The sequence below is a fragment of the Luminiphilus sp. nBUS_16 genome (assembly GCF_051201645.1).
In the GTDB taxonomy this organism is placed as follows: Bacteria; Pseudomonadota; Gammaproteobacteria; order Pseudomonadales; family Halieaceae; genus Luminiphilus.
The window spans coordinates 1382905-1402779 of sequence record NZ_CP179205.1; the positions used below are offsets into that span (position 1 = coordinate 1382905).

General features: G+C 52.8%; 21 protein-coding genes. 18 read left to right on the forward strand and 3 right to left on the reverse strand.

Going from position 1 to position 19875, the window contains the following annotated elements; genetic code table 11:
• The first annotated feature begins 12 nt into the window (after positions 1-12).
• Together adk and ACMAY6_RS06110 are read left to right on the forward strand one after the other, a co-directional pair.
• Entirely contained in the window at positions 13-651 is a 639-nt protein-coding gene (adk, locus tag ACMAY6_RS06105; RefSeq protein ID WP_435215338.1) for an adenylate kinase, read from the forward strand.
• Positions 652-737: 86 nt separating this feature from the next.
• Positions 738-1256, forward strand: a complete 519-nt coding sequence (locus tag ACMAY6_RS06110; protein ID WP_435215340.1) for a hypothetical protein — start codon at positions 738-740, stop codon at positions 1254-1256.
• A gap of 62 nt (positions 1257-1318) precedes the next feature.
• On the opposite strand, the gene ACMAY6_RS06115 is transcribed toward ACMAY6_RS06110, so the two are convergent.
• On the reverse strand, positions 1319-1918 hold the full coding sequence (locus tag ACMAY6_RS06115; protein WP_435215342.1) for a molybdenum cofactor guanylyltransferase: 600 nt from the start codon (positions 1916-1918) through the stop codon (positions 1319-1321).
• Between ACMAY6_RS06115 and tsaB the strand changes: the two genes are divergently transcribed.
• The 7 genes from tsaB to ACMAY6_RS06150 all read left to right on the forward strand — a co-directional run bounded on the left by tsaB (position 1917) and on the right by ACMAY6_RS06150 (position 8146).
• A complete protein-coding gene (gene tsaB / locus ACMAY6_RS06120; protein ID WP_435215344.1) occupies positions 1917-2663 on the forward strand; it encodes a tRNA (adenosine(37)-N6)-threonylcarbamoyltransferase complex dimerization subunit type 1 TsaB in 747 nt (248 codons plus the stop codon). The two genes, ACMAY6_RS06115 and tsaB, sit on opposite strands and share 2 nt — an antisense overlap.
• Positions 2656-3465, forward strand: a complete 810-nt coding sequence (locus ACMAY6_RS06125; protein WP_435215345.1) for an undecaprenyl-diphosphate phosphatase — start codon at positions 2656-2658, stop codon at positions 3463-3465. Before tsaB ends, ACMAY6_RS06125 begins: the two co-directional genes overlap by 8 nt.
• 15 nt (positions 3466-3480) lie before the next feature.
• Positions 3481-4770 (forward strand): M18 family aminopeptidase, encoded by a 1290-nt coding sequence (locus ACMAY6_RS06130; protein ID WP_435215347.1) that lies wholly within the window; start codon positions 3481-3483, stop codon positions 4768-4770.
• Positions 4771-4790: 20 nt separating this feature from the next.
• Positions 4791-5798: a tryptophan--tRNA ligase gene (gene trpS / locus ACMAY6_RS06135; RefSeq protein ID WP_435215349.1), complete on the forward strand. Its 1008-nt coding sequence runs from the start codon at positions 4791-4793 to the stop codon at positions 5796-5798.
• 33 nt (positions 5799-5831) lie between these two features.
• Complete coding sequence (gene purC, locus ACMAY6_RS06140) at positions 5832-6932, forward strand: phosphoribosylaminoimidazolesuccinocarboxamide synthase (RefSeq protein ID WP_435215965.1); 1101 nt, start codon at positions 5832-5834, stop codon at positions 6930-6932.
• A 96-nt stretch (positions 6933-7028) separates the two neighbouring features.
• Complete coding sequence (locus tag ACMAY6_RS06145) at positions 7029-7733, forward strand: DUF3313 family protein (RefSeq protein ID WP_435215351.1); 705 nt, start codon at positions 7029-7031, stop codon at positions 7731-7733.
• Positions 7733-8146, forward strand: coding sequence for a TIGR01244 family sulfur transferase (locus ACMAY6_RS06150; protein WP_435215353.1), 414 nt, complete (start codon positions 7733-7735; stop codon positions 8144-8146). The genes ACMAY6_RS06145 and ACMAY6_RS06150 overlap by 1 nt, the downstream gene beginning before the upstream one ends.
• A gap of 18 nt (positions 8147-8164) precedes the next feature.
• Here ACMAY6_RS06150 and ACMAY6_RS06155 read toward each other — a convergent pair whose 3' ends face one another.
• Positions 8165-8689, reverse strand: a complete 525-nt coding sequence (locus ACMAY6_RS06155; protein WP_435215355.1) for a hypothetical protein — start codon at positions 8687-8689, stop codon at positions 8165-8167.
• Between the two features lie 184 nt (positions 8690-8873).
• Here ACMAY6_RS06155 and ACMAY6_RS06160 point away from each other — a divergent pair, with 184 nt between their 5' ends.
• The 9 genes from ACMAY6_RS06160 (at position 8874) to ACMAY6_RS06200 (ending at position 18017) form a co-directional block, all read left to right on the forward strand.
• A complete protein-coding gene (locus ACMAY6_RS06160) occupies positions 8874-10199 on the forward strand; it encodes an amidohydrolase (RefSeq protein ID WP_435215357.1) in 1326 nt (441 codons plus the stop codon).
• A 14-nt stretch (positions 10200-10213) separates the two neighbouring features.
• Positions 10214-10864 (forward strand): cytochrome b/b6 domain-containing protein, encoded by a 651-nt coding sequence (locus ACMAY6_RS06165; RefSeq protein ID WP_435215358.1) that lies wholly within the window; start codon positions 10214-10216, stop codon positions 10862-10864.
• 18 nt (positions 10865-10882) lie between these two features.
• Positions 10883-12199: an aspartate aminotransferase family protein gene (locus tag ACMAY6_RS06170; protein ID WP_435215360.1), complete on the forward strand. Its 1317-nt coding sequence runs from the start codon at positions 10883-10885 to the stop codon at positions 12197-12199.
• Positions 12200-12228: 29 nt separating this feature from the next.
• Positions 12229-12837 carry an NADPH-dependent FMN reductase gene (locus tag ACMAY6_RS06175; protein WP_435215362.1) on the forward strand — a complete coding sequence of 203 codons (609 nt, stop codon included), beginning with the start codon at positions 12229-12231 and terminating at the stop codon, positions 12835-12837.
• 87 nt (positions 12838-12924) lie between these two features.
• Positions 12925-14001 carry an SMP-30/gluconolactonase/LRE family protein gene (locus ACMAY6_RS06180; protein ID WP_435215364.1) on the forward strand — a complete coding sequence of 359 codons (1077 nt, stop codon included), beginning with the start codon at positions 12925-12927 and terminating at the stop codon, positions 13999-14001.
• A 30-nt stretch (positions 14002-14031) separates the two neighbouring features.
• Entirely contained in the window at positions 14032-15837 is a 1806-nt protein-coding gene (locus tag ACMAY6_RS06185) for an acyl-CoA dehydrogenase (protein WP_435215366.1), read from the forward strand.
• Positions 15837-16649 carry a PhzF family phenazine biosynthesis protein gene (locus ACMAY6_RS06190; protein WP_435215368.1) on the forward strand — a complete coding sequence of 271 codons (813 nt, stop codon included), beginning with the start codon at positions 15837-15839 and terminating at the stop codon, positions 16647-16649. Before ACMAY6_RS06185 ends, ACMAY6_RS06190 begins: the two co-directional genes overlap by 1 nt.
• Positions 16650-16933: 284 nt before the next feature.
• A complete protein-coding gene (locus ACMAY6_RS06195; RefSeq protein WP_435215371.1) occupies positions 16934-17881 on the forward strand; it encodes a winged helix-turn-helix transcriptional regulator in 948 nt (315 codons plus the stop codon).
• Complete coding sequence (locus ACMAY6_RS06200; protein ID WP_435215373.1) at positions 17868-18017, forward strand: hypothetical protein; 150 nt, start codon at positions 17868-17870, stop codon at positions 18015-18017. Before ACMAY6_RS06195 ends, ACMAY6_RS06200 begins: the two co-directional genes overlap by 14 nt.
• A gap of 68 nt (positions 18018-18085) precedes the next feature.
• On the opposite strand, the gene ACMAY6_RS06205 is transcribed toward ACMAY6_RS06200, so the two are convergent.
• A complete protein-coding gene (locus ACMAY6_RS06205) occupies positions 18086-19870 on the reverse strand; it encodes a DUF885 domain-containing protein (protein WP_435215375.1) in 1785 nt (594 codons plus the stop codon).
• Between the last annotated feature and the right edge of the window lie 5 nt (positions 19871-19875).

A 19875-nucleotide genomic window follows, 5' to 3' on the forward strand; every position in this document is an offset into this window, starting at 1 on the left:
AGGGAAGTCCCCATGCGAATTATTCTCCTAGGCGCGCCTGGCGCAGGAAAGGGTACACAAGCGAAGTTTTTGTGTGAGCAGTTTGGCGTTCCTCAAATTTCTACGGGCGATATGTTGCGTGCTGCGGTCGCGGCAGGCACCGAGTTAGGTTTGCAAGCTAAAAGTATTATGGATTCAGGTGGCTTGGTTTCTGACCAATTGATCATCGATTTGGTGAAAGACCGCTTGCAGCAACCCGACTGCGGTACCGGTTGCTTGTTCGATGGTTTTCCAAGAACGATTCCCCAAGCCCAAGCTATGGTCGATGCGGGAATCAACGTCGACCATGTCATAGAAATTTCAGTCGACAACGAAGAAATAGTCGGCCGCCTAAGTGGACGCCGCGTCCACCCACAGAGCGGACGTATCTATCACGTTGTGCACAATCCACCTCAGGTGGAAGGTGCAGACGACGCTACGGGCGAAGCACTTATTCAGCGAGATGATGATAAAGAGGAAACTGTTCGCAAGCGTCTTGACGTTTATCAACAGCAGACGCGACCGTTAGTTGATTTCTATCAGAAGCTGGATGGTCCGGCCTATCACCAGATTCATGGCGTCGGTAATGTTGAAAAAATTTCTGCGGAGATAAAAAAACTATTACAAAACTGAGGTTTTTCTTACACCATTTACTTGTCATTAAAAATAAACATTGTTAGTTTGCGAAAGTAACTACTACTACACAGTTGGAGATCAGCATGGCAGCAGCAAAAAAAGCACCAGCTAAAAAGAAAGCGGCAGCTAAAAAAGCACCCGCTAAGAAGAAGGCAGTAGCGAAAAAAGCGCCAGCGAAAAAAGCTGTTGCTAAAAAAGCGCCAGCTAAAAAGGCAGCCGCAAAAAAAGCGCCTGCTAAGAAAAAAGCAGTAGCAAAGAAGGCGCCCGCTAAGAAGAAGGCGGTGGCCAAGAAGGCACCGGCCAAGAAAAAAGCAGTAGCCAAGAAAGCGCCTGCCAAGAAAAAAGCAGTAGCCAAGAAAGCGCCGGCGAAGAAAAAAGCGGTAGCTAAGAAGGCTCCTGCCAAGAAAAAGGCAGTAGCTAAGAAAGCGCCGGCGAAGAAAAAAGCGGTAGCTAAGAAGGCACCTGCCAAGAAAAAGGTAGCAGCCAAAAAAGCGCCGGCGAAGAAAAAAGCGGTAGCTAAGAAGGCGCCGGCCAAGAAAAAGGTAGCAGCCAAAAAAGCGCCTGCTAAGAAAGCTGGAGCGAAAAAGGCGAAGAAGAAGTAGCGTTTTCGCAAGTTTAAAAGAAGCCGACATGAGTCGGCTTTTTTTTTATCGCAGTCTGACGCTTACTGCGGCGGTTTCCTAATCACGCCATGCAACGCATCGGTATGATCAATGTCCATGCCTGCGCCGGGTACGGCCATGTGCGCCAGCCCCTCACATTCATAGAGCGCCATCAATGAACGTTTGCCTTGCTTAAGCAGTGCGTTCACTTGGGAGTGCACATCGCGATGCAGAACGCAGCAAGGGGTGTGGGTGCCGCCGTCTGTCGCAAATACGCCAATTACAGTTGAACTAAGGGCAGAGCTTAACCGTTCAAACCAGTCCAGTGGCAAGCTGTACTGGTCGCAGGGAATCACTGCTAGATATTGCGTTTGAGTGGCAGCGAGCAGTGCGGAAAGGCCCTGGAGAGGACCTTGCCCTGGTTCGACGTCGCAAAGCACCCGACTTGAAAATCTTGAATAAAACCACGCATTGTCACGACAGCAGGTGACCACCTCTTCGAAGCCCTTCCCATAGCGCTCGAGAGTTCTCTCTAGGAGCGTTCGCCCCTTTGCGATCATCAGGCCTTTATCTCGACGGCCAGCTCGGATACCAGAGCCTCCGGCAAGAACACCGAGTGTGAACTCTGAACGATGCAATTTAGGGTGGGACTGTGGGATCATGTCGAATTATCCCACGGATGTTCTGCGGTTTTCCATGCCGGCGCTACTTTCTTTAGACACCTCGACAGATGCCTGCTCCCTTGCCTGCGTGCTGGGAGAATACTCGGCGGAGCGACACGAGCTGCTGCCACGCGCCCACAATCGCCATATTCTTGCCATGGTAGATCAGGTCTTGGCAGGACAGCCTTTGAGTGCCGTCGAGGGTATTGTTTGTGGCGTTGGCCCGGGTTCCTTCACGGGATTGCGCGTTGCGACAGGCGTCGCACAGGGTTTAGCCTGGTCATTAAACGTGCCGGTATTGCCTTTTTGTTCACTGATGTCCCAAGCATTGGCTGCGCGTACAGAGCTCGGCGATTCAGGCGGCTACGTTTTGAGCACAATTGAAGCCCAGACGGGACAGTTTTACTGGCGCTTATTCGATGGTCGTGATGGTGGACTTCAACCGGTGGGTGAGCCTTGCTTGGGTGTGTCTGAGCGCCTCCTCGATCAGCTTGGTGATTGTGCTTCTCATCCGGTACGGGTGGTGGGTTCTGCGGCCACATGCGTAGCAGACAGGCTGGGAGCAGGGTTATCCATTGATTTGGCAGTGCACGCTGAGGTGCGCCCAAGGGCGGTGTCGGCACTGCAATTTGTCTGCGAGCATCCCAATCCACGCTTGGGCATCTCAGCAGAGCAATTACAGCCACTCTATGTTCAGACAGATATCGGCTGGAAGAAGCTGGCGGAGCAACCGAAACGTGGTTGATTGGACCCAGGCGATTGTATTGGCACTCATTCAAGGTTTGAGCGAGTTTTTACCGATCTCAAGCTCGGCCCACCTGGTTTTGCCTGCGCAATTATTCTCTTGGAGCGATCAGGGGCTGCTGTTCGATGTGTTCGTTCACGGCGGGACTTTAATCGCCGTCATGATTTACTTCAGAGCTGACCTCATCAGGCTACTTGGCTCTCAGCGATTAGATGCGGTGCCTGAGAGGGGGAGTGACAACGAGCTGTGGCTTTTGGCAGCGGCAACACTGCCCACTGTATTGGTGGGTCTGCTGTTTCATGAAGTTATTTCAGGGGGCCTGCGAGGGCTACCTGTCATCGCGTTCACCACGTTGTTCTTTGGCATTCTAATGGGGGTCGCCGCGCGGATGGCTCCTGCTAAAAGTGATTCGAATATCCGTGCAATCTCCTGGCGAGATGCCTGTCTCATTGGCTTAGCACAAAGTGTGGCCTTGGTTCCCGGCGTGTCCCGATCAGGTGTCACCATAACTGCCGCTGTGATGTTGGGTTACAACCTCGCTACGGCCGCGCGATTCTCTTTTTTATTATCGGTCCCAGTTATTTTGATGGCGATGATATATATGGGTTTTACGTGGCTTTCTGGTGAGGCGGTGTCGCCACCTTTAGCCCAACTTGTGACCGCAATGCTGATGGCTGGTATCAGTGCTTACGCCACAATTGCCGTATTTCTGGGTATCCTTGATCGTGTTGGCCTTATGCCGTTCGTTGTGTATCGACTTGTTTTGGGTTGTGGGCTGGTCGTAGTTATTCTCCTTTCATGAATTTTGGAATTGTTTATGTCTAAGCGTCTTGATGACTTGCTGGTTTTTTTGGGTGAGGCAACGTCACCCTTTCATGCCGTTGCCGCGCTAACAAAGCGGCTCGAGATTGCCGGTTTCAGGGGGCTAGAGCACCTCGATGACATCAGCTTTGAAGCGGGGCAGGGGTATTTCGTCACTGCCAACGACAGCTCTATTATTGCGTTCAGAGCGGGGTCGGGGCGCTGTGAGGAAGGGCTGCGCATGATTGGTGCACACACAGACAGTCCTAACCTTTCGATTAAACCCAATCCTCTTAAAACACGCTCCGGTGCGCATCAGCTTGCCGTTGATGTTTACGGAGGGGCGTTGCTTAATCCGTGGTTTGATCGAGACTTATCCCTCGCTGGGCGCGTGTCCTTTGAAAATTCCAAAGGGGATCTGACTTCGCGCCTCATAGATTTTCGACGGCCAATTGCTATTATTCCAAGCTTGGCGATCCATCTCGATCGAGAGGCCAACAAAAACCGCAGTATCAATCCGCAAACCGATATTTTGCCGCTGATTGCAGGGCTCCCAACGGCGGATGGCTCGAGCCTAGATTGGGCGCAGTTGCTCGCTGATCAAGTAGCTCTAGAGCACCCCAACGAGGGCCCAGTTCGAGTTCTTGATTTTGAGCTTTCGCTCTATGACTGCCAATCCGCGGGCATCGTCGGTATCGATAATGCTTTTCTTGCCTCAGCGCGACTCGATAACCTGTTGAGCTGTCATGCAGGTCTGATGGCTTTGCTCGATGCCGATGCCGAGCAGTGGTCTCTGCTGGTTTGTAACGACCATGAGGAAGTCGGCAGTACGTCGGCAGTCGGCGCTCAGGGCCCAATGCTGACGGATGTTCTCGCCTCGATTACGGGCACCGCAGCTGCTAGCCGGCGCTTGCGGGAGCGATCAACGATGTTGTCGGTTGATAATGCCCATGCGGTACATCCGAATTTTAGTGATCGGCATGATGAGGCTCACGGACCGCTTCTCAATCACGGCCCCGTTGTCAAAATCAACCGCAACCAGCGTTATGCCACATCAGGAGAGGGCTCTGCTCTGCTGCGCCTCTTAGCTGAGCGCGCAGAGGTGCCTCTGCAGCATTTTGTTGTTCGCTCAGATATGGGCTGTGGCAGTACAATTGGACCCATCACAGCGGCAGAAACAGGCATTATGACCATAGATCTTGGTGTCCCAACGCTCGCAATGCACTCCATTCGGGAGTTAGCGGGCGCTGCGGATGTCGATTACCTAGGGGCACTGCTCACCGCATTTTACAATCGCGTCGCCTGACGCTTGTTTGGAGAATTGAAATGACACGCAGACGCGTGCTGACCGGCATCACAACATCGGGAACACCCCATTTAGGCAACTATGTAGGTGCCATTCGTCCTGCAGTAGATGCCTCAAGAGAAGCAGAGGTAGACGCTTACTTGTTTCTGGCCGACTATCATGCGCTCATAAAGTGCCATGACCCAGCCGCAGTTGCTCAGTCCAGCCTAGAAATCGCTGCGACCTGGTTGGCTTCGGGCCTAGATGCCGAACGGGCGCATTTTTATCGACAATCTGACATACCAGAAGTCACTGAGCTTTCTTGGATTCTTACCTGTAATGCGGCGAAGGGTCTAATGAATCGTGCCCATGCTTACAAGGCCGCTGTACAACATAATCGCGACGCTAATGAGGACCCGGATTTTGGCATTACTATGGGGCTGTTTTCATACCCGGTGTTAATGGCTGCCGATATCCTCATTTTTAATGCTCACGATGTGCCGGTGGGTCGAGATCAAATTCAGCATGTAGAAATGGCGCGTGATATTGCACAGCGCTTCAATCATAATTTTGCTGAGATCTTTACCTTGCCCAAGGCCGTGGTTGGTGAGCACGTGGCAGTGCTGCAGGGGCTTGATGGCCGTAAGATGAGTAAGAGTTACGGCAACACCATTCCCTTGTTTGGGACCCCAAAACAACTTCAGAAAAGCATCAATAAAATTAAAACCAACCTTTTGGAGCCGGGCGAACCGAAGAACCCTGAAGAATCTACGGTTTTCCAAATCTGGTCGGCTTTCGCTAGCGACAATGAGCGGGCGAGGATGTACGCCGATTTTGAGGGTGGCATCGGCTGGGGTGAGGCCAAGAAGCAGTTGTTCGAGTTGGTTAATGGTGAATTGGCCGAGCCTAGGGAGCGGTACCATGAGCTAATGGCGAAGCCTGCACAGGTTGAGGAGGTGCTGCAGGCCGGCGCAGAGCGTTTGCGTCCGACGAGTAAGGCGCTGTTAGAGCAAGTGCGAGACGCAGTGGGGCTTCGTTCCTATGCCTAGCGATAAAACCTCAATTGTTTTCAACGAGGGCGCATCGTTGTGAGTCTGCAATTTTTGGAGCGCAACGATAATTTCAATATCCCCTCGAATGAAGCCGTGCACTCAGGGAAAGTGCGTTCGGTCTACTGGTTGAGGCCGGAAGATAGTCGTCGCCTGATCGAGCGCAGAAACTATCCGGTAGCTCGCGATGCAGATCTCGCTATTCTCATCGTTTCAGATCGCTTATCGGCTTTTGACTGTATCTGGCGTGCTGAAGATGGCCTTAATGGCGTACCTGGCAAGGGGGCGGCGCTTAATGCGGTGTCAGAATCTTGGTTTAAAGCCTTTACCGATGCCGGCTTGGCTCGTAGTCACATTCTCGAGGCGCCACATCCTCTGGTTTGGGTTGTTCAGAGGGCGAAACCTGTACGTATAGAAGCGATTGCTCGTCAGTATATTACCGGCTCGCTCTGGCGTGCTTATGTAAAGGGGGAACGTGTCTTTTGCGGAATCGATCTGCCCAATGATTTGGTTGAAAACCAGCGGTTAGGGGAGTTGCTGATAACCCCCTCGAGTAAAGGTGTGCTTGCAGGATTAGAGGGCATTCCCGCGATCGATGATGTGAACATTACGCGTGCAGATTTAGAGCATCATTGGTCTGACCTTGGATTTGAGCAAAGTGCAGACATCGATCAGTACGAGCGCTTGCTGCGTGAGGGCTTTGCCGTCATCGCTGATCGGCTGGACAAGGTAGGTCAACTGTTTGTTGATACCAAATTTGAGTTTGGGTACGCGACGAGCGCTACGGGTGCCAGCGAACTCATTTATATGGATGAAGTGGGAACACCAGATTCATCTCGGATTTGGAATGCATCTGCCTATGCTCAGGGTCATATCTTGGAAAATAGTAAGGAAGGGTTTCGACAGGCGCTTTTGAGCTGGGTGCCTGATCAAGAGCTATTGCTCGACAAACAAAGAATGTCAGAACGCGAGGCTTATGCGAGCACGGTACGCTTGCCACAAAGTATGCTCCTTGATGTCTCCAGGACTTATCTCGATATTGCAGCGCAAATTGTCGGCGCGCCGATTGCAGTGCCTGTCGATCCTCGAGAGGAAATCAAAGAGTTGCTATCGGTTGAGCTTGGGCTAATCTAAGCCATGACATAATAGCGGGGTTGCAGTCCAAACAAGCCCAAATCGTGGGTAGGAAAGTTGCGGCCACATTGACAAACACCAAGACAGGGATGAGTTATGAATATTAGAGACAACACGGTCAGGGCGGTGCGGGTCATACTAGCAACTGCATCAATGGTACTGATAGCGGGGTGCAGTTCGTCACCGACAGCACCGGAAGTCTCTTACGATGGCCTAATTCTGCAAGAAGATACAAGCTTTGGCTTGGTCTATACCAAGCCGGGAGTCGATATCTCCGCCTACGAAAGCTTTGCGGTCCATCACTGTGAGGTCGCATTCCGAAAGAATTGGCAGCGTGATCAAAACAACACTAGGCGCGCCACTTCTCGACGAGTGACCGATTCAGATATGGAGGGTATACGAAGCAGTCTGGCCGAGCTGTGCGAGGCCGAATTTCTTACCGTTCTCTCCGAGGAACCGGCCTACTCGATAATCTCTGAGGATCAGGCTGCGGCGGGAACTCTGCTTCTGCGGCCCAATATCATTAATCTCGACGTCGCCGCTCCCGACATCAGCAGTCCCGGTGTCAGCCGGTCTTACACGACGGAATCTGGAGAAATGACACTATTTCTTGAGGTGGCTGATGCTTCAACTGGAGAAACGCTTTTTCGAGTTGTCGATCGACGACGCAATCTAAACTCAATGCGCCTGCAATGGAGTAATAGTGTGACGAATACGGCAGATGCCAAGCGAATTTTGAACGCGTGGGGTCAGCAATTTAGAGAGGGGCTTGATCGGATTTACCGAGGAGACAACGGATAATGTCAGCAACACCGATTATTCAACTCAGCGAAACTGTTTTTGTGGCGGGTCAAATTCAACCCGGCCACATGTCGGATCTGGCCGCACAGGGCTTCAAGCACGTCATCTGCAATCGGCCTGATCACGAGGTTCCCGGACAAGCAACGATGACTGAGATGGCTGAGGCGGCACAGGCTTCCGACTTAAGCTTTACGCCCTATCCCATAGACGCGTCTAATTTCCCCGGGGAAGACCTTGGGGCGTTGACAGCACTGTTTGATAGCGGCGAGCGCGTGTTGGCCTACTGCCGCACAGGCACGCGTTGTGCCAACCTTTGGGTCGCATCGAGGAAGGATATTGATCGATCAGAGGCTATAGAGGTGGCCAGGGGAATTGGCTTTGATCTGTCCCTCGCCTTGGTTTGGCAGGGGTAGGGTAATAACTCGCCAGCGCTAGTCGACTGCCTGCATCACGTTAAGTAAGTCGTTAAGTGCAACAGCCTGGCTGCCTGTCATTGATGAGAGGACCGTGCTTGCTGTGGGCTGGGTATTCGCTGGGGCTATGTGCTCGCAATGATAGGCTTCTGCGATGATCGCATAGTCAATGGCGAGATCCTGTTTCAAAACACTCAGGGTGTAGACCCTCACCAGCACTTGATCCTCTGGATTTAAGGCAGCCCCCCCCAAAGCAGCGAACCGTTTTCCAGCGGCGACCTGACAGTCGGTCGTGTGATTTTTAACGACATTCCAGCCAGCGTGACGAAGCGTCGCACCAATACTGTCGCCAGCGCGAATTTGTGCGTCTTGCTCGCTGACCGCCGGATGAGTGGGTAGTTCGAAGCGAGTTAACGCCAGCGTCCGCGTGATGCGTTGCTCACCGGAGAGGGAATAAAGACTTGCAAGACGCGTCCTTGTGTCTTGTTCGAGTAGTTCGACACCATAGTGCCCGAAGCGCTCGCGTATTTTGTCGCTGTTCAACGTTGATGTTCCTTGGCGCCAGCAACCAGTGAAGAATCACTTAACATAATGACAGGGACCCAGTGCGTATGGCTAACTTCACCACTCATGAAACCGGTACGCGCATCAGTGTGTTGCTGGGATAAAAAAAGACGTAGTCTACACCATTCGTAGGTATACCTGCCTCGTGTCACAGGAGATTCTTATGTCAATTCGACGCCTAATTGGTTCCATCTTGATCGCTTTTTTCCTACCGGTAACGCTCAGCCTTGCCGACGAGCTGGATGAGCGAATTGACATGCTTTACGAGGAGGAGCTGGCAGACCTGTTCCTCTGGTTGCACCAAAACCCAGAGCTGTCTCATATGGAGCACAAAACCTCAGACCGTCTCGCTTCTGAGTTAGAAGGCCTTGGCTACGATGTACACAGGGGCATTGGCGGCACCGGCATAGTGGCTCTACTCGAAAATGGTGGAGGCCCCCTGGTCATGTTTAGAGCTGACATGGATGGCCTTCCCGTGGAAGAAAAGTCAGGTCTTCCCTATGCCTCAACCGCCAAGCAGATTGATTGGGATGGTAATGAGGTCTCGGTCATGCACGCCTGCGGCCACGATGTGCATGTGACCAGCCTAGTGGGTACTGCAAAAATCATGGTGGAGCGCAGAGATCAGTGGCAAGGCACGTTAATGCTGATCGGCCAGCCGGCAGAGGAGCGGGTCGGTGGTGCTCGGTTGATGCGCGAAGATAATATTTGGGGCCGTTTTGGGCAGCCTGATTATGCGATGGCTCTGCATGTCACTTCATCGGTGCCTACAGGTATGTTGATTGCTGACCCAGCGCCCTACAGCGGCGCGGATACCGTAGATATTTTGATCAAAGGTGTTGGCGCTCACGGGGCTAGTCCTCACTCAGGGGTTGATCCCGTATTACTGGGTTCCCAGATTGTTGTGGCTTTGCAAAGCGTGGTTAGTCGAAGCTTGCCACCGCGCAGACCCGGCGTGATAACAGTAGGTTCTTTCCACTCAGGCACAAAGCACAACATCATCTCAGATGCCGCTAAACTCCAAATCACCGTGCGCAGTGAGTCGGTGGCAGACCGAGCCCTGCTGCTTGACGGGATCAAGCGTGTTGCGGAAAACGCGGGACGTATGATGGGGTTGTCCGGGGACATGCTGCCTGAGGTTGTTGTTTACGAGAACGAAGGTGTGCCACCGACGCTCAACGATATCGCCATGCTTGAACGCGTGAGGGGCGTATGGACTGACAGTTTGGGCGAGGGCATATTTTATAATCAGCAGCGACTTGCGATGGGAGCTGAGGACTTTCCCTTCTTTACTGTCGACCCCTACATTCCCTCGGTTTACTTCGCCGTAGGAGGCACTGATCAAGCCGACTTTGATCGAGCTGCAGCCGGTGGACCACCTGTCGCATCGCACCATTCACCGCTCTTCAAAATTGTTCCTGAGCCCTCTGTTGAACTCGGCGTAAAGGCATCAGTGACGGGCCTGATCGATCTTCTTCAGAATCTTTAATTGGATTGCTAGCTGTGACGCATTGGCCTTTATGGGATCGTGCTGTTCGAACGATCCACTGGTACTTGCCAGTGGCCATCACTTTTATGTGGTGGAGTGGGGAAGAGGCGCTATATGAGTGGCACAGTTGGGTCGGTTATAGCCTTATCGTAGCCGTTACGACACGTGTGCTTTGGGGGTTCGTGGGTAGCCCTAGTGCGCGCTTCTCCTCTTTTATTGCTCGCCCGACGACAGTACTTGCGTATGCCAGAGGGCGCCCTTTTACAGGAGAAGGGCATAATCCAATAGGTGGCTGGGCTACGGTGGCTTTGCTGCTTGCGATTTTGCTGCAGGGCGTTTCAGGGTTATTTTCCAGCGATGATGTCATGTTTGAAGGTCCACTGATGTATTGGGGTGGGGAGTGGTCGGGGTTCTTCGCTGAGTGGCATGAAATTAATTGGCTGCTTTTACAGGTGCTGGTGGTGATGCATCTGTTGGCGTTGACCTATCACCAGTTGTACCGAAAAGAACCCTTACTAGGGGCGATGTGGTGGGGTAAAACTGCCAACCGCTTTAGTCTCTCGAAGCCAAAGACGACAAGCTTGGCACTGGCAATCGCTCTGGTCATTGCCGGGTTGTTGTATTTATTGATTACACTAGCGCCGCAGGCTCCTAGCTATTACTGAATAAGAGGTTGAGTCACCATGGACAGGAAGACCCTTGAAGCTCATTGGATGCCGTACACCGGTAACCGCCAGTTTAAAGACGACCCGCGCATTATTACGTCTGCTGAGGGGGTTTGGTACACCGACGACAAGGGTCGCAAGGTATTAGACGGGCACTCCGGGCTTTGGACGTCAGGTTTGGGGCACGGTCGCAAGGAAATCAGTGCCGCGGTGGCTCAGCAGATCAACACCCTTGATTTTGCGCCACCGTTTCAATTTGGTCACCCTCCCGCGTTTGAACTCGCTGATCGCATTAAGGACTTAATGCCGGAGGACCTCGATTATGTTTTCTTTACCAATTCAGGGTCTGAATCTGCTGATACATCTTTGAAGATGGCTCGCGCTTACTGGCGCCTGATGGGACAGCCCACCAAGACGCGTTTTATCGGGCGCATGAAGGGTTACCACGGTGTCAATTTTGGTGGGATTTCGGTGGGCGGTATCGCGGCTAATCGAAAGTTTTTTGGTCAAGGTGTTGAAGCAGATCACTTGCGGCACACCATGCTGCCTCAGAACCTGTTTACCCGAGGCATGCCTCAAGACGGAGCTGAGCTGGCTGAGGAACTCAACGAGATGATTGCCTTGCATGACGCCTCGACAATAGCTGCGGTTATTGTGGAGCCTATGGCAGGGTCCGCGGGAGTCATACCGCCACCCGTTGGTTATTTGCAGAAGCTGCGTGATATCTGCGACGCCAACGATATTTTATTGATCTTTGACGAGGTAATCACGGGTTTTGGTCGTTGCGGTGCGCTGACCGGAGCCGAGGCTTTTGGCGTTGTGCCGGACATTCTCAACGTCGCAAAACAGATCACTAATGGCGCGATTCCGATGGGCGCTGTTATTGCGCGTGCTGGTATATACGACACATTTATGGCCCATGGTGGGCCCGAGTATGCCTTGGAGTTTGCCCATGGTTATACCTACTCTGCACACCCTGTGGCCTGCGCTGCTGGGCTGGCAGCGTTAGATGTATTAACCCGCGAGGAGTTGCCTCAACGAGTGGCTAAAGAAGCGCCATTTTTCGAAGGGTTGCTTCATGATGCTCTAGCCGATAAGCCCTACGTGGCTGATGTACGTAACTATGGATTTGCGGGTGCCATCACCCTTGATCCCTATCCTGGAGAACCCATGCGACGGCCCTTCGAAGTTGCGATGAAAATGTGGGAAAAAGGGTTCCTAGTGCGTTACGGGGGCGACACGATTCAGTTGGCGCCAATGTTCGTCATGGAGCGTCGAGAAATGGAGTCGTTAGTGGGTGCTCTGGCTGATTCACTGACGGAATTAGCGCAGTAATTTTTTAAACCTAAACAGGAGCATTTCAGTTGAAGATTGGTATTGTTGTGGGAAGCCATCGTCATGACTCTCAAAGCCGAAAAGTCGCACTTTATTTAGAGCAACAGCTTCAGTCATTGAACGCTGAAACGTGGTTGCATGACCTCGCCCATGACCCTCTGCCCTTGTGGGATGAAAATCTAGGTAGTGGTGAGGGCCCCTGGGCTTTTCTACCGGGCTTGGTGGAGCAACTACAAAGTTCTGACGGCTTTGTCATTGTGAGTCCTGAATGGCACGGTATGGCCACTTCCGCTGTGAAGAATTTCTTTTTGTTGTGCAACGTTCAGTCGGGCCTCGCACACAAACCGGCACTAATAACCGCTATTTCTGGTGGCGATGGGGGTGCCTATGTCGTGTCAGAGCTTCGCACTAGCAGCTATAAAAACAATCGCCTGTGTTACATCCCCGAGCAATTAGTCGTTCGCAATGTTGGCAAAGTGTTTAATGCCGACTCGGCGGAGAATGATCCGGAGGCTCATACCTACTTTGTCGACCGAGCAGATTACAGCTTAAAATTACTTTTGGCCTACAGTGAAGCCCTTGGTGCCCTTAGAGGCGGTGGGGTGGTTGACCTAGACGGTTATCCAAACGGCATGTAACGGCATGGGCGGCGTTATCTGCGCATCATGTGGCTAAAGTGTTCATGGCGCAGTCTTCGCCGTTAATTTGCTAGGGGGAGCATCCTATTGAAAAAGTTGCTGACGAGATTTTTTGGGGCGCTAGCGTGTGTTGTCCTTGGCTGGGTCGCGTGGTCATTTGTTGCCGCTCCCATCGTTCCCGCAATGTGGGAAGCCCCACCGAATCCTGAGCTCACTGGCGTTTTTGCCTCAAACAATCGACTGGAAAATGTCGACACAGTGTCTATGCCGGATCTAGGGCCGGAGGATGTCGCGTGCTCAGGCGACGGTTGGTTCTACAGCGGTCTTGAGGACGGACAGATTGTTCGCTTCAACAAGCAGGGCAACACCACGCTATTTGCGCAAACACAAGGGCGCCCTTTGGGTATGACCTTTGATGCTCAGGGTGCTTTGATAGTTGCAGATGCCTATCAGGGGCTGTTGAAAATAGGTGAGGAGGGGCGAGTTGAAACGCTGGTTGACCAGTATTTGGGTCGACGCCTTCAGTTTGTTGATGATGTCGACATTGCCGCCGACGGCACAATTTATTTTTCTGACGCCTCAATGCGCTTTGAGTTTCACAATAACCTGCTCGATTTTTATGAAGGATCGATGACGGGAAGATTATTTGCGTACTCACCCAAGACCCGGGCTGTTGAACTTTTACTCGATGGACTCTTTTTTGCGAACGGGGTCGCTCTAGGCCCTGATGACGCTTACGTATTGATTAATGAGACAGGGTTGGGGCGGGTTCAACGCTTTTGGTTGAAAGGGCCTCAAGCTGGCAGCAGTGATGTTTTTGTTGAGCACCTTCCGGGCACACCCGATAACATTAACTATGACGGTAATAAGACTTTCTGGATTGCTATGCCCTCGCTGCGCGCTGGAGTCGATGCGGTAGCACACTTACCGCTGTTACGGCGTTTGGTATCAGTGTTGCCAAGGGCTTTACAGGAGGCTGCAGCGACCCCAGTGAGTTTTGTCTTGGGTGTTGATCTTAATGGGTCGGTGGTGGCCAACCTGCAAGATCCTGCGCTGGGTTATAATTACATTACCAGCGCAACACCCTGCGATGACGATCTCTGGTTGGGCAGTCTTCACATGACCTCTGCAGGTTATCTGCCCCGACCTGAAGCGACCAATTAAAATTTTTAGCCAAGCTCACAGGAACTTCTCATGCCCGCACCTTTGTTGTCTCGACGCGATCTGGAATTTTATCTTTACGAAATGTTCGATGTGGAATCCCTCCAAGACCGCGAGCGGTATCAAGATCACAATCGGGAGTCCTTTGACGCTGCTTTGGATATTTCTGAAAAAATTGCCGAAGATTATTTCCTGCCGATTCGAAAAACCGTCGACCTGAATCAACCCGACTGGGATGGTGAAAAGGTCATCATGATCCCTGAAATCAAAGCGGCTTACGATGCCGTTGCCGAGGCTGGGCTGATTTGTCCGGATCAGAGTTACGAAATGGGCGGTATGCAACTGCCGCTAGTCGTGGCGTCTTGTGCCATGGGGTATGTGACTGCAGCGGCAAGCACAACCAACGGTTTCCATGCCCTTACTGCCGCGAATGCCAACCTCCTCGAGACCCACGCATCCCAGGAGCAGATTGATACCTGGGTGCCTAGGCTGCGCACGGGGGAGTTTGCGGGCACCATGGCCCTGTCAGAGCCTCAGGCAGGCTCAAGCCTTGCCGATATGCGCACTAAGGCGGTGGCCCAGGACGATGGCACCTACCGAATATTTGGTAACAAGATTTGGATCTCAGGCGGGGACCACGAGCTTTCCAGCAATATTGTGCATGCCGTGTTGGCGCGAATTGAAGGAGCGCCGCCGGGGGTAAAGGGCATTTCCATGTTTATTTGCCCTAAATTTCTCCTCAATGAGGACGGTTCTGTGGGGGCGCGCAACGACGTCCAGCTAGCCGGCTTATTCCACAAAATGGGTGGTCGGGGTCAAACCTCAACGGCACTGAATTTTGGCGAGGGAGAGGGCGCTGTGGCGTATTTGGTCGGCGAGCCACATCAAGGCCTGCGCTATATGTTTCACATGATGAACGAAGCCCGAGTGATGGTGGGGAGCAGTGGTGCAACTCTCGCAATGGCGGGTTACCAGTACAGTCTGGACTATGCAAAAGAGCGCCCACAAGGGCGCAAACCTTCCTCGAAGGACCCGCTGGCAGATCCCGTTATGTTGATAGAACACGCCGACGTGCGACGAATGTTGCTCGCTCAAAAAGCGTATGCGGAGGGAGCATGGAGCTTGTGCTTATTCGCCTCGCAACTGGTTGATGACTGGAAGACGCATCCCGATGAGGTTGGACGGGCCGATGCCTTTCAACTGCTGGATTTCCTGACGCCCATTGTCAAAACCTGGCCCTCGGAGTACGGGCCCAAGGCCAACGACCTGGCCATTCAGGTGCTCGGCGGCGCCGGCTATACCAATGAGCATCCAGTGGAGTTGATGTACCGCGATAATCGCCTAAACCCAATCCATGAAGGTACTACGGGCATTCAATCCCTTGATCTCTTGGGTAGAAAAGTGCCGCAAAACGGACTGGCGGGGTATCAGGCGTGTTTAAGCGCTATTGAATCGACTTTGGAAGCAGCAGAAGGTGTGGCTGATTGTGCGCCTATGGTCATCGCTCTGCAGACTGCCTTGGGTCATCTCAAGAGCACGACGGAGGTTCTGTTAGGTAGCATGCTGGAGCGCGACATTGATCTGGTCATGGCAAACTCCGCGAAATACCTTGAGTTCTTTGGGCACGTGGTGGTGGGTTGGATGTGGCTGCGTCAAGGTCTGATTGCAGCGCAGGCATTGACGGCTGAATGTCACTCAGATGACACCGATTTCTATCGAGGCAAGCTCCAGAGCATGCTGTACTTCGCCCGCTGGGAGCTGCCACAAACCAAGGTTTGGGCAGACTTACTGAGTGATTTAGACGATACAACCTACACCATGGAGGCGGCTTGGTTCTAATGAGTCTGCCGCTTTACATCGTTAACGCTTTTACCAAAACGACTTTTGGTGGTAACCCTGCGGCTGTCATGCCTTTGGAAAACTGGCTTCCTGACAAGACTTTGCTTGCGATTGCCGCGCAGCATAACCTTTCGGAAACCGCATTTTTTGTACCGGCAGGCGCTGGGCATTACGAGTTACGCTGGTTCACCCCAGGGGCTGAAGTGCAGCTTTGTGGTCACGCAACCTTGGCTTCGGCACATGTGCTGAGGGCACACCTGGGATTTCAGGGTGAAGAGGTCACCTTTTCGACACGATTTAGTGGTGAGCTTTGTGCTCGATATATCGGCGACGGTATTGAGCTCGATTTTCCATCATTGCAGCCCCAACCGCACATCCCTGAACCTGCACTGCTTGCAGCGTTGAAGACGCCTGTGATCGCCGCAGCAATCCCCGAGATCCATCCGTGGAAAGCACTTTACGAGGTGGAAAATGAAGCGGCACTGCGTGCAATTGTGCCTGATTTTCCAGCGATTGCAGCGGCTGTAGATCACGCGGTTATCGTCACGGCTCGGGGTGAGCACCATGATTTTGTATCCCGTTTTTTTGCACCGAACTTGCGGGTTAACGAAGATCCCGTGACGGGCTCGGCGCATTGTGTGCTGACCCCTTACTGGGCAGACAAGCTGGGTTGCGACACGCTAAGTGCGGCACAAGTTTCCGAGCGGGGCGGGGAGCTACAGTGCGTACTAGCGGGAGATAGGGTTAAGCTGACAGGGCAATCTGTCACTTATGCTGTTGCCGACGTCGTGGGTTCCATAGATCTCAGGTAGGCCCTGTACGCCCGAGCAGTGCTGGTTTAGGTTCAACTGTCGCGACATCCCCGTTATTCAGGCAAATTGTGTAAAGCGTAGGCTTTTCGCTACGGGTTGTGGGCGGCCCCCGGCCTGGCTGACAATCCCAGGCCAAATCTTGAATACCCACTGGTTGGTCAGTGTTATGAGACGTGCCTCTCTTTAGAGAAGAATCTCGCGCTGTAGAGGGCGAACAATAAAGTGTATAGAAAAGGCATCAACTGGATGATTCCTTGGCCGTCTAGTTGGCCTCGGCAAAAGCAATGACAGCAGGTTTTAAAGACATTTTGAAAGCGGACACCATTCTTAATACCCAGGTTGCAGCGGCGGTTACTGTGATCGGAGATCGCTGGGCCTTCATGATTATTCGTGATGTGTATCTCGGCATTCGCCGATTTGAAGCACTCAAGCGCAGCACAGGCTCAGCGCGGGGCACGCTGGCGTCGCGGCTCAAAGCTTTAGTGGCTAATGGAATTTTGTACAAGCAGGTCTATGAATCAAGTTCGACGCGTCAGGATTATCGGCTAACAGACAAAGGCCTGGGTTTATACCCCGTGGTGCTAACGCTATGGGTGTGGGATTCACGATGGGCTAGTGGGAGTGACCTACCGCAGCAGCTTATTCACAAGGTATGTGGGCACGCTACAGTGCCTACTTACCAGTGTGGTACGTGTAGGGAAGCTGTAAAGTCGGCAGATGTTAGCTGGTCTGTAGGTCCCAGCTTTCAGGTATTGGCTGAGGTCCCACCGCGGCACCAACGTAGGACAAAATCCCCCTGTGAACAAGGTAATGGCGCCGTGAACGGGCAGCTCAATGCTTTGGATTGTATTGGAGATCGCTGGACATCACTTGTCTTGGCAGCCGCATTCTTTGGGTTACGCCGTTTTGACGACATCACCAGCGCGATCGGCATTGCTACAAATATTCTTTCCGACCGTTTGCGCCTTCTAGTCCAAGCCCAAATACTCGAAAAGGTGATGTACCAAGAACAGCCTTTACGCAACGAGTATAGGCTTACCGACAAGGGCAGGGACTTATACCCCTATGTGGTGGCTCTGCACGATTGGGCCAACCGCTGGTTGGTCGAGCCCGGCAAAGGCGCGTTACTTTTACAGCACACGCCTTGCAACACCGCGCTGCGAGGGGAAATAATCTGCAGCCACTGTCAGCTTACCCTTTATCCTCAGGACGTCACCTATGGGCCTGTTTAATGCGTCAACAGCAGCGTCCGGCCCTACCCTAGTCGACACATTTATGTTGCTGACGGCGCTTATTTACAACCAACCCATCGCCCTCGAGTTGGATGAACGCCGCACCGAGTTCAGCGTTTCAGAACTCACTAATTAGCATGGTTTAGTGAGCGCTCTGTGCGCACGGGGGTACCACCCCTTATCGAACGCGTAGAGGTAAACGACTCAGGGGTTCGTTTGCGCTGCCAGCTGTCCTTCAAGCCAGGTGTCCATACGCGCCTCAAGAGCATCCAGCGGAATGGCTCCAGCTCCCAGTAAATGGTCGTGAAAGCTTCGAATATCAAAGGCAGTTCCCAGTGCAATTTCCGCGTTCTCTCGGAGTTCCAGCATCTTGAGTTGCCCAATTTTGTAGGCGAGTGCCTGCCCCGGCCAGCCTATGTAGCGATCAATCTCATTCACAATATCGGCTTCTGTTTTTGCCGCATTGGCCAAAAAGAAATTGATGGCGCGCTCGCGACTCCAGCCGAAGTAGTGGATGCCGGTATCGACAACCAGACGCACTGCACGCCACATGTCGTAAACCAACTGTCCATAGCGAGAGTAGGGGTCCTGATACAGCCCCATGTCGTAACCGAGTCGCTCTGAATACAGTCCCCAACCCTCAACAAAGGCGGTGACTCCGCTGCGCCGTCTAAACTCTGGTAAGTCGGTCAACTCACCTGCCAGCGCAATTTGCAGGTGATGGCCAGGAACACTCTCGTGGACACTCAACACTTCCATCTCAAACTTGGGGCGGACTTCGGGCTTATACAAATTCACGTAATACCAGCCGGGCCGTTTCCCATCTGGGGTGGGCGGCATGTAGTACGCCGTCGTGGTGTCAGGGGCTATTTCATCAGGAATGGGTCGCACACCATAGGGTATTCGCGGTAATTTCCCGAAGAGCTTTACCAGCTCGGGATCAAGACGTTTGGCTACTGCTAGATAGCCCTCGAGAAGTTCCTCTGGTGTATCGTAATAGAACTGGGGAGCAGTCCGGAGAAAGTCGTTGAACGCCGCGAGCTCTCCGTCGAAACCGACCTCGGCGATGACGCCTTCCATTTCACCACGAATCCGCGCGACCTCATCAAGGCCAATCTGGTGAATGGCTTCCGGCGAGAGGTCTGTGGTCGTAAAGTGTTGCACCAAAAATCTGTAGGCAGCTTTGCCGCCCTCAAGACTCCCTATGCCCGGTTCGGGTCGACTTGCGGGCAAGTAGCTGTCCTTAATAAACGCCCCAAAATCACGGTAAGCAGGGTTAAGTTGGTCTGTAATCACGGTCTTTGCTTCGGCTTGCAAAGCCTTTGCTACCGCAGGGTCGATATTGTCCGATATCTCTGCAAAGGCCTTGTAGAATGGGCTGGCCTCTGGTGTAGCAGTGACTACCCGCTCAATCTGCTCGGGAACACGTTGAATGATTATGGCGGCTTGAACCCTATTTTTAGCCATGCCTTCGGCCAGCAGTTCTTGATACTGCTGCAGCCGATCGGGCAGCGCGCGCAAGCGAGTTAACCAGTCTCGGTAGTCTTGCTCACTATTAAACGGTAAACGCTCCGCCATGCCATGGGCATGCTGCGGGCCCGAACGCATATTGATCGGCATTAAATGCAGACCCTGCTCGTAGGCCGCGCGTTCATCGTTAATTTCACGCAGTAACATACTTCGATTAAGACGGACCTCGCTAGACAGGCTGGCCGGCTCAATAGCGCCCAGCTGCTGTGAAAAGGTGCTCAGTGCCTCTTGTCGCCGTGCTTCTGATGCCAGACTCATATCGGTCCATGATGCGTTACCAGAGCGGTCGCCGTAGCCCAGCCGCATTTCTGGGTAGTTATCCAAACTCCATGCCCAGTGTTCGGCAATGGCCCTTCCAACAGCCTCATCAGCCGCGTCAGTAGCAAGGGCGATAGTCGATGCGCCCAGCATAAAAAAACCGCCTATCAGGCGGTTCAGTCCCGTTATTTTTAAAAACATGGGCT

Bases quoted from the DNA above. Each gene is read 5' to 3' on its own strand.
- trpS (WP_435215349.1), top strand. From the start codon at position 4,791: ATGACACGCAGACGCGTGCTGACCGGCATCACAACATCGGGAACACCC.
- ACMAY6_RS06115 (WP_435215342.1), bottom strand. From the start codon at position 1,918: ATGATCCCACAGTCCCACCCTAAATTGCATCGTTCAGAGTTCACACTC.
- ACMAY6_RS06185 (WP_435215366.1), top strand. From the start codon at position 14,032: ATGCCCGCACCTTTGTTGTCTCGACGCGATCTGGAATTTTATCTTTAC.
- ACMAY6_RS06170 (WP_435215360.1), top strand. From the start codon at position 10,883: ATGGACAGGAAGACCCTTGAAGCTCATTGGATGCCGTACACCGGTAAC.
- ACMAY6_RS06190 (WP_435215368.1), top strand. From the start codon at position 15,837: ATGAGTCTGCCGCTTTACATCGTTAACGCTTTTACCAAAACGACTTTT.
- ACMAY6_RS06145 (WP_435215351.1), top strand. From the start codon at position 7,029: ATGAATATTAGAGACAACACGGTCAGGGCGGTGCGGGTCATACTAGCA.
- ACMAY6_RS06200 (WP_435215373.1), top strand. From the start codon at position 17,868: ATGGGCCTGTTTAATGCGTCAACAGCAGCGTCCGGCCCTACCCTAGTC.
- ACMAY6_RS06160 (WP_435215357.1), top strand. From the start codon at position 8,874: ATGTCAATTCGACGCCTAATTGGTTCCATCTTGATCGCTTTTTTCCTA.
- ACMAY6_RS06195 (WP_435215371.1), top strand. From the start codon at position 16,934: ATGACAGCAGGTTTTAAAGACATTTTGAAAGCGGACACCATTCTTAAT.
- ACMAY6_RS06205 (WP_435215375.1), bottom strand. From the start codon at position 19,870: ATGTTTTTAAAAATAACGGGACTGAACCGCCTGATAGGCGGTTTTTTT.
- ACMAY6_RS06130 (WP_435215347.1), top strand. From the start codon at position 3,481: ATGTCTAAGCGTCTTGATGACTTGCTGGTTTTTTTGGGTGAGGCAACG.
- adk (WP_435215338.1), top strand. From the start codon at position 13: ATGCGAATTATTCTCCTAGGCGCGCCTGGCGCAGGAAAGGGTACACAA.
- ACMAY6_RS06110 (WP_435215340.1), top strand. From the start codon at position 738: ATGGCAGCAGCAAAAAAAGCACCAGCTAAAAAGAAAGCGGCAGCTAAA.
- ACMAY6_RS06150 (WP_435215353.1), top strand. From the start codon at position 7,733: ATGTCAGCAACACCGATTATTCAACTCAGCGAAACTGTTTTTGTGGCG.
- tsaB (WP_435215344.1), top strand. From the start codon at position 1,917: ATGTCGAATTATCCCACGGATGTTCTGCGGTTTTCCATGCCGGCGCTA.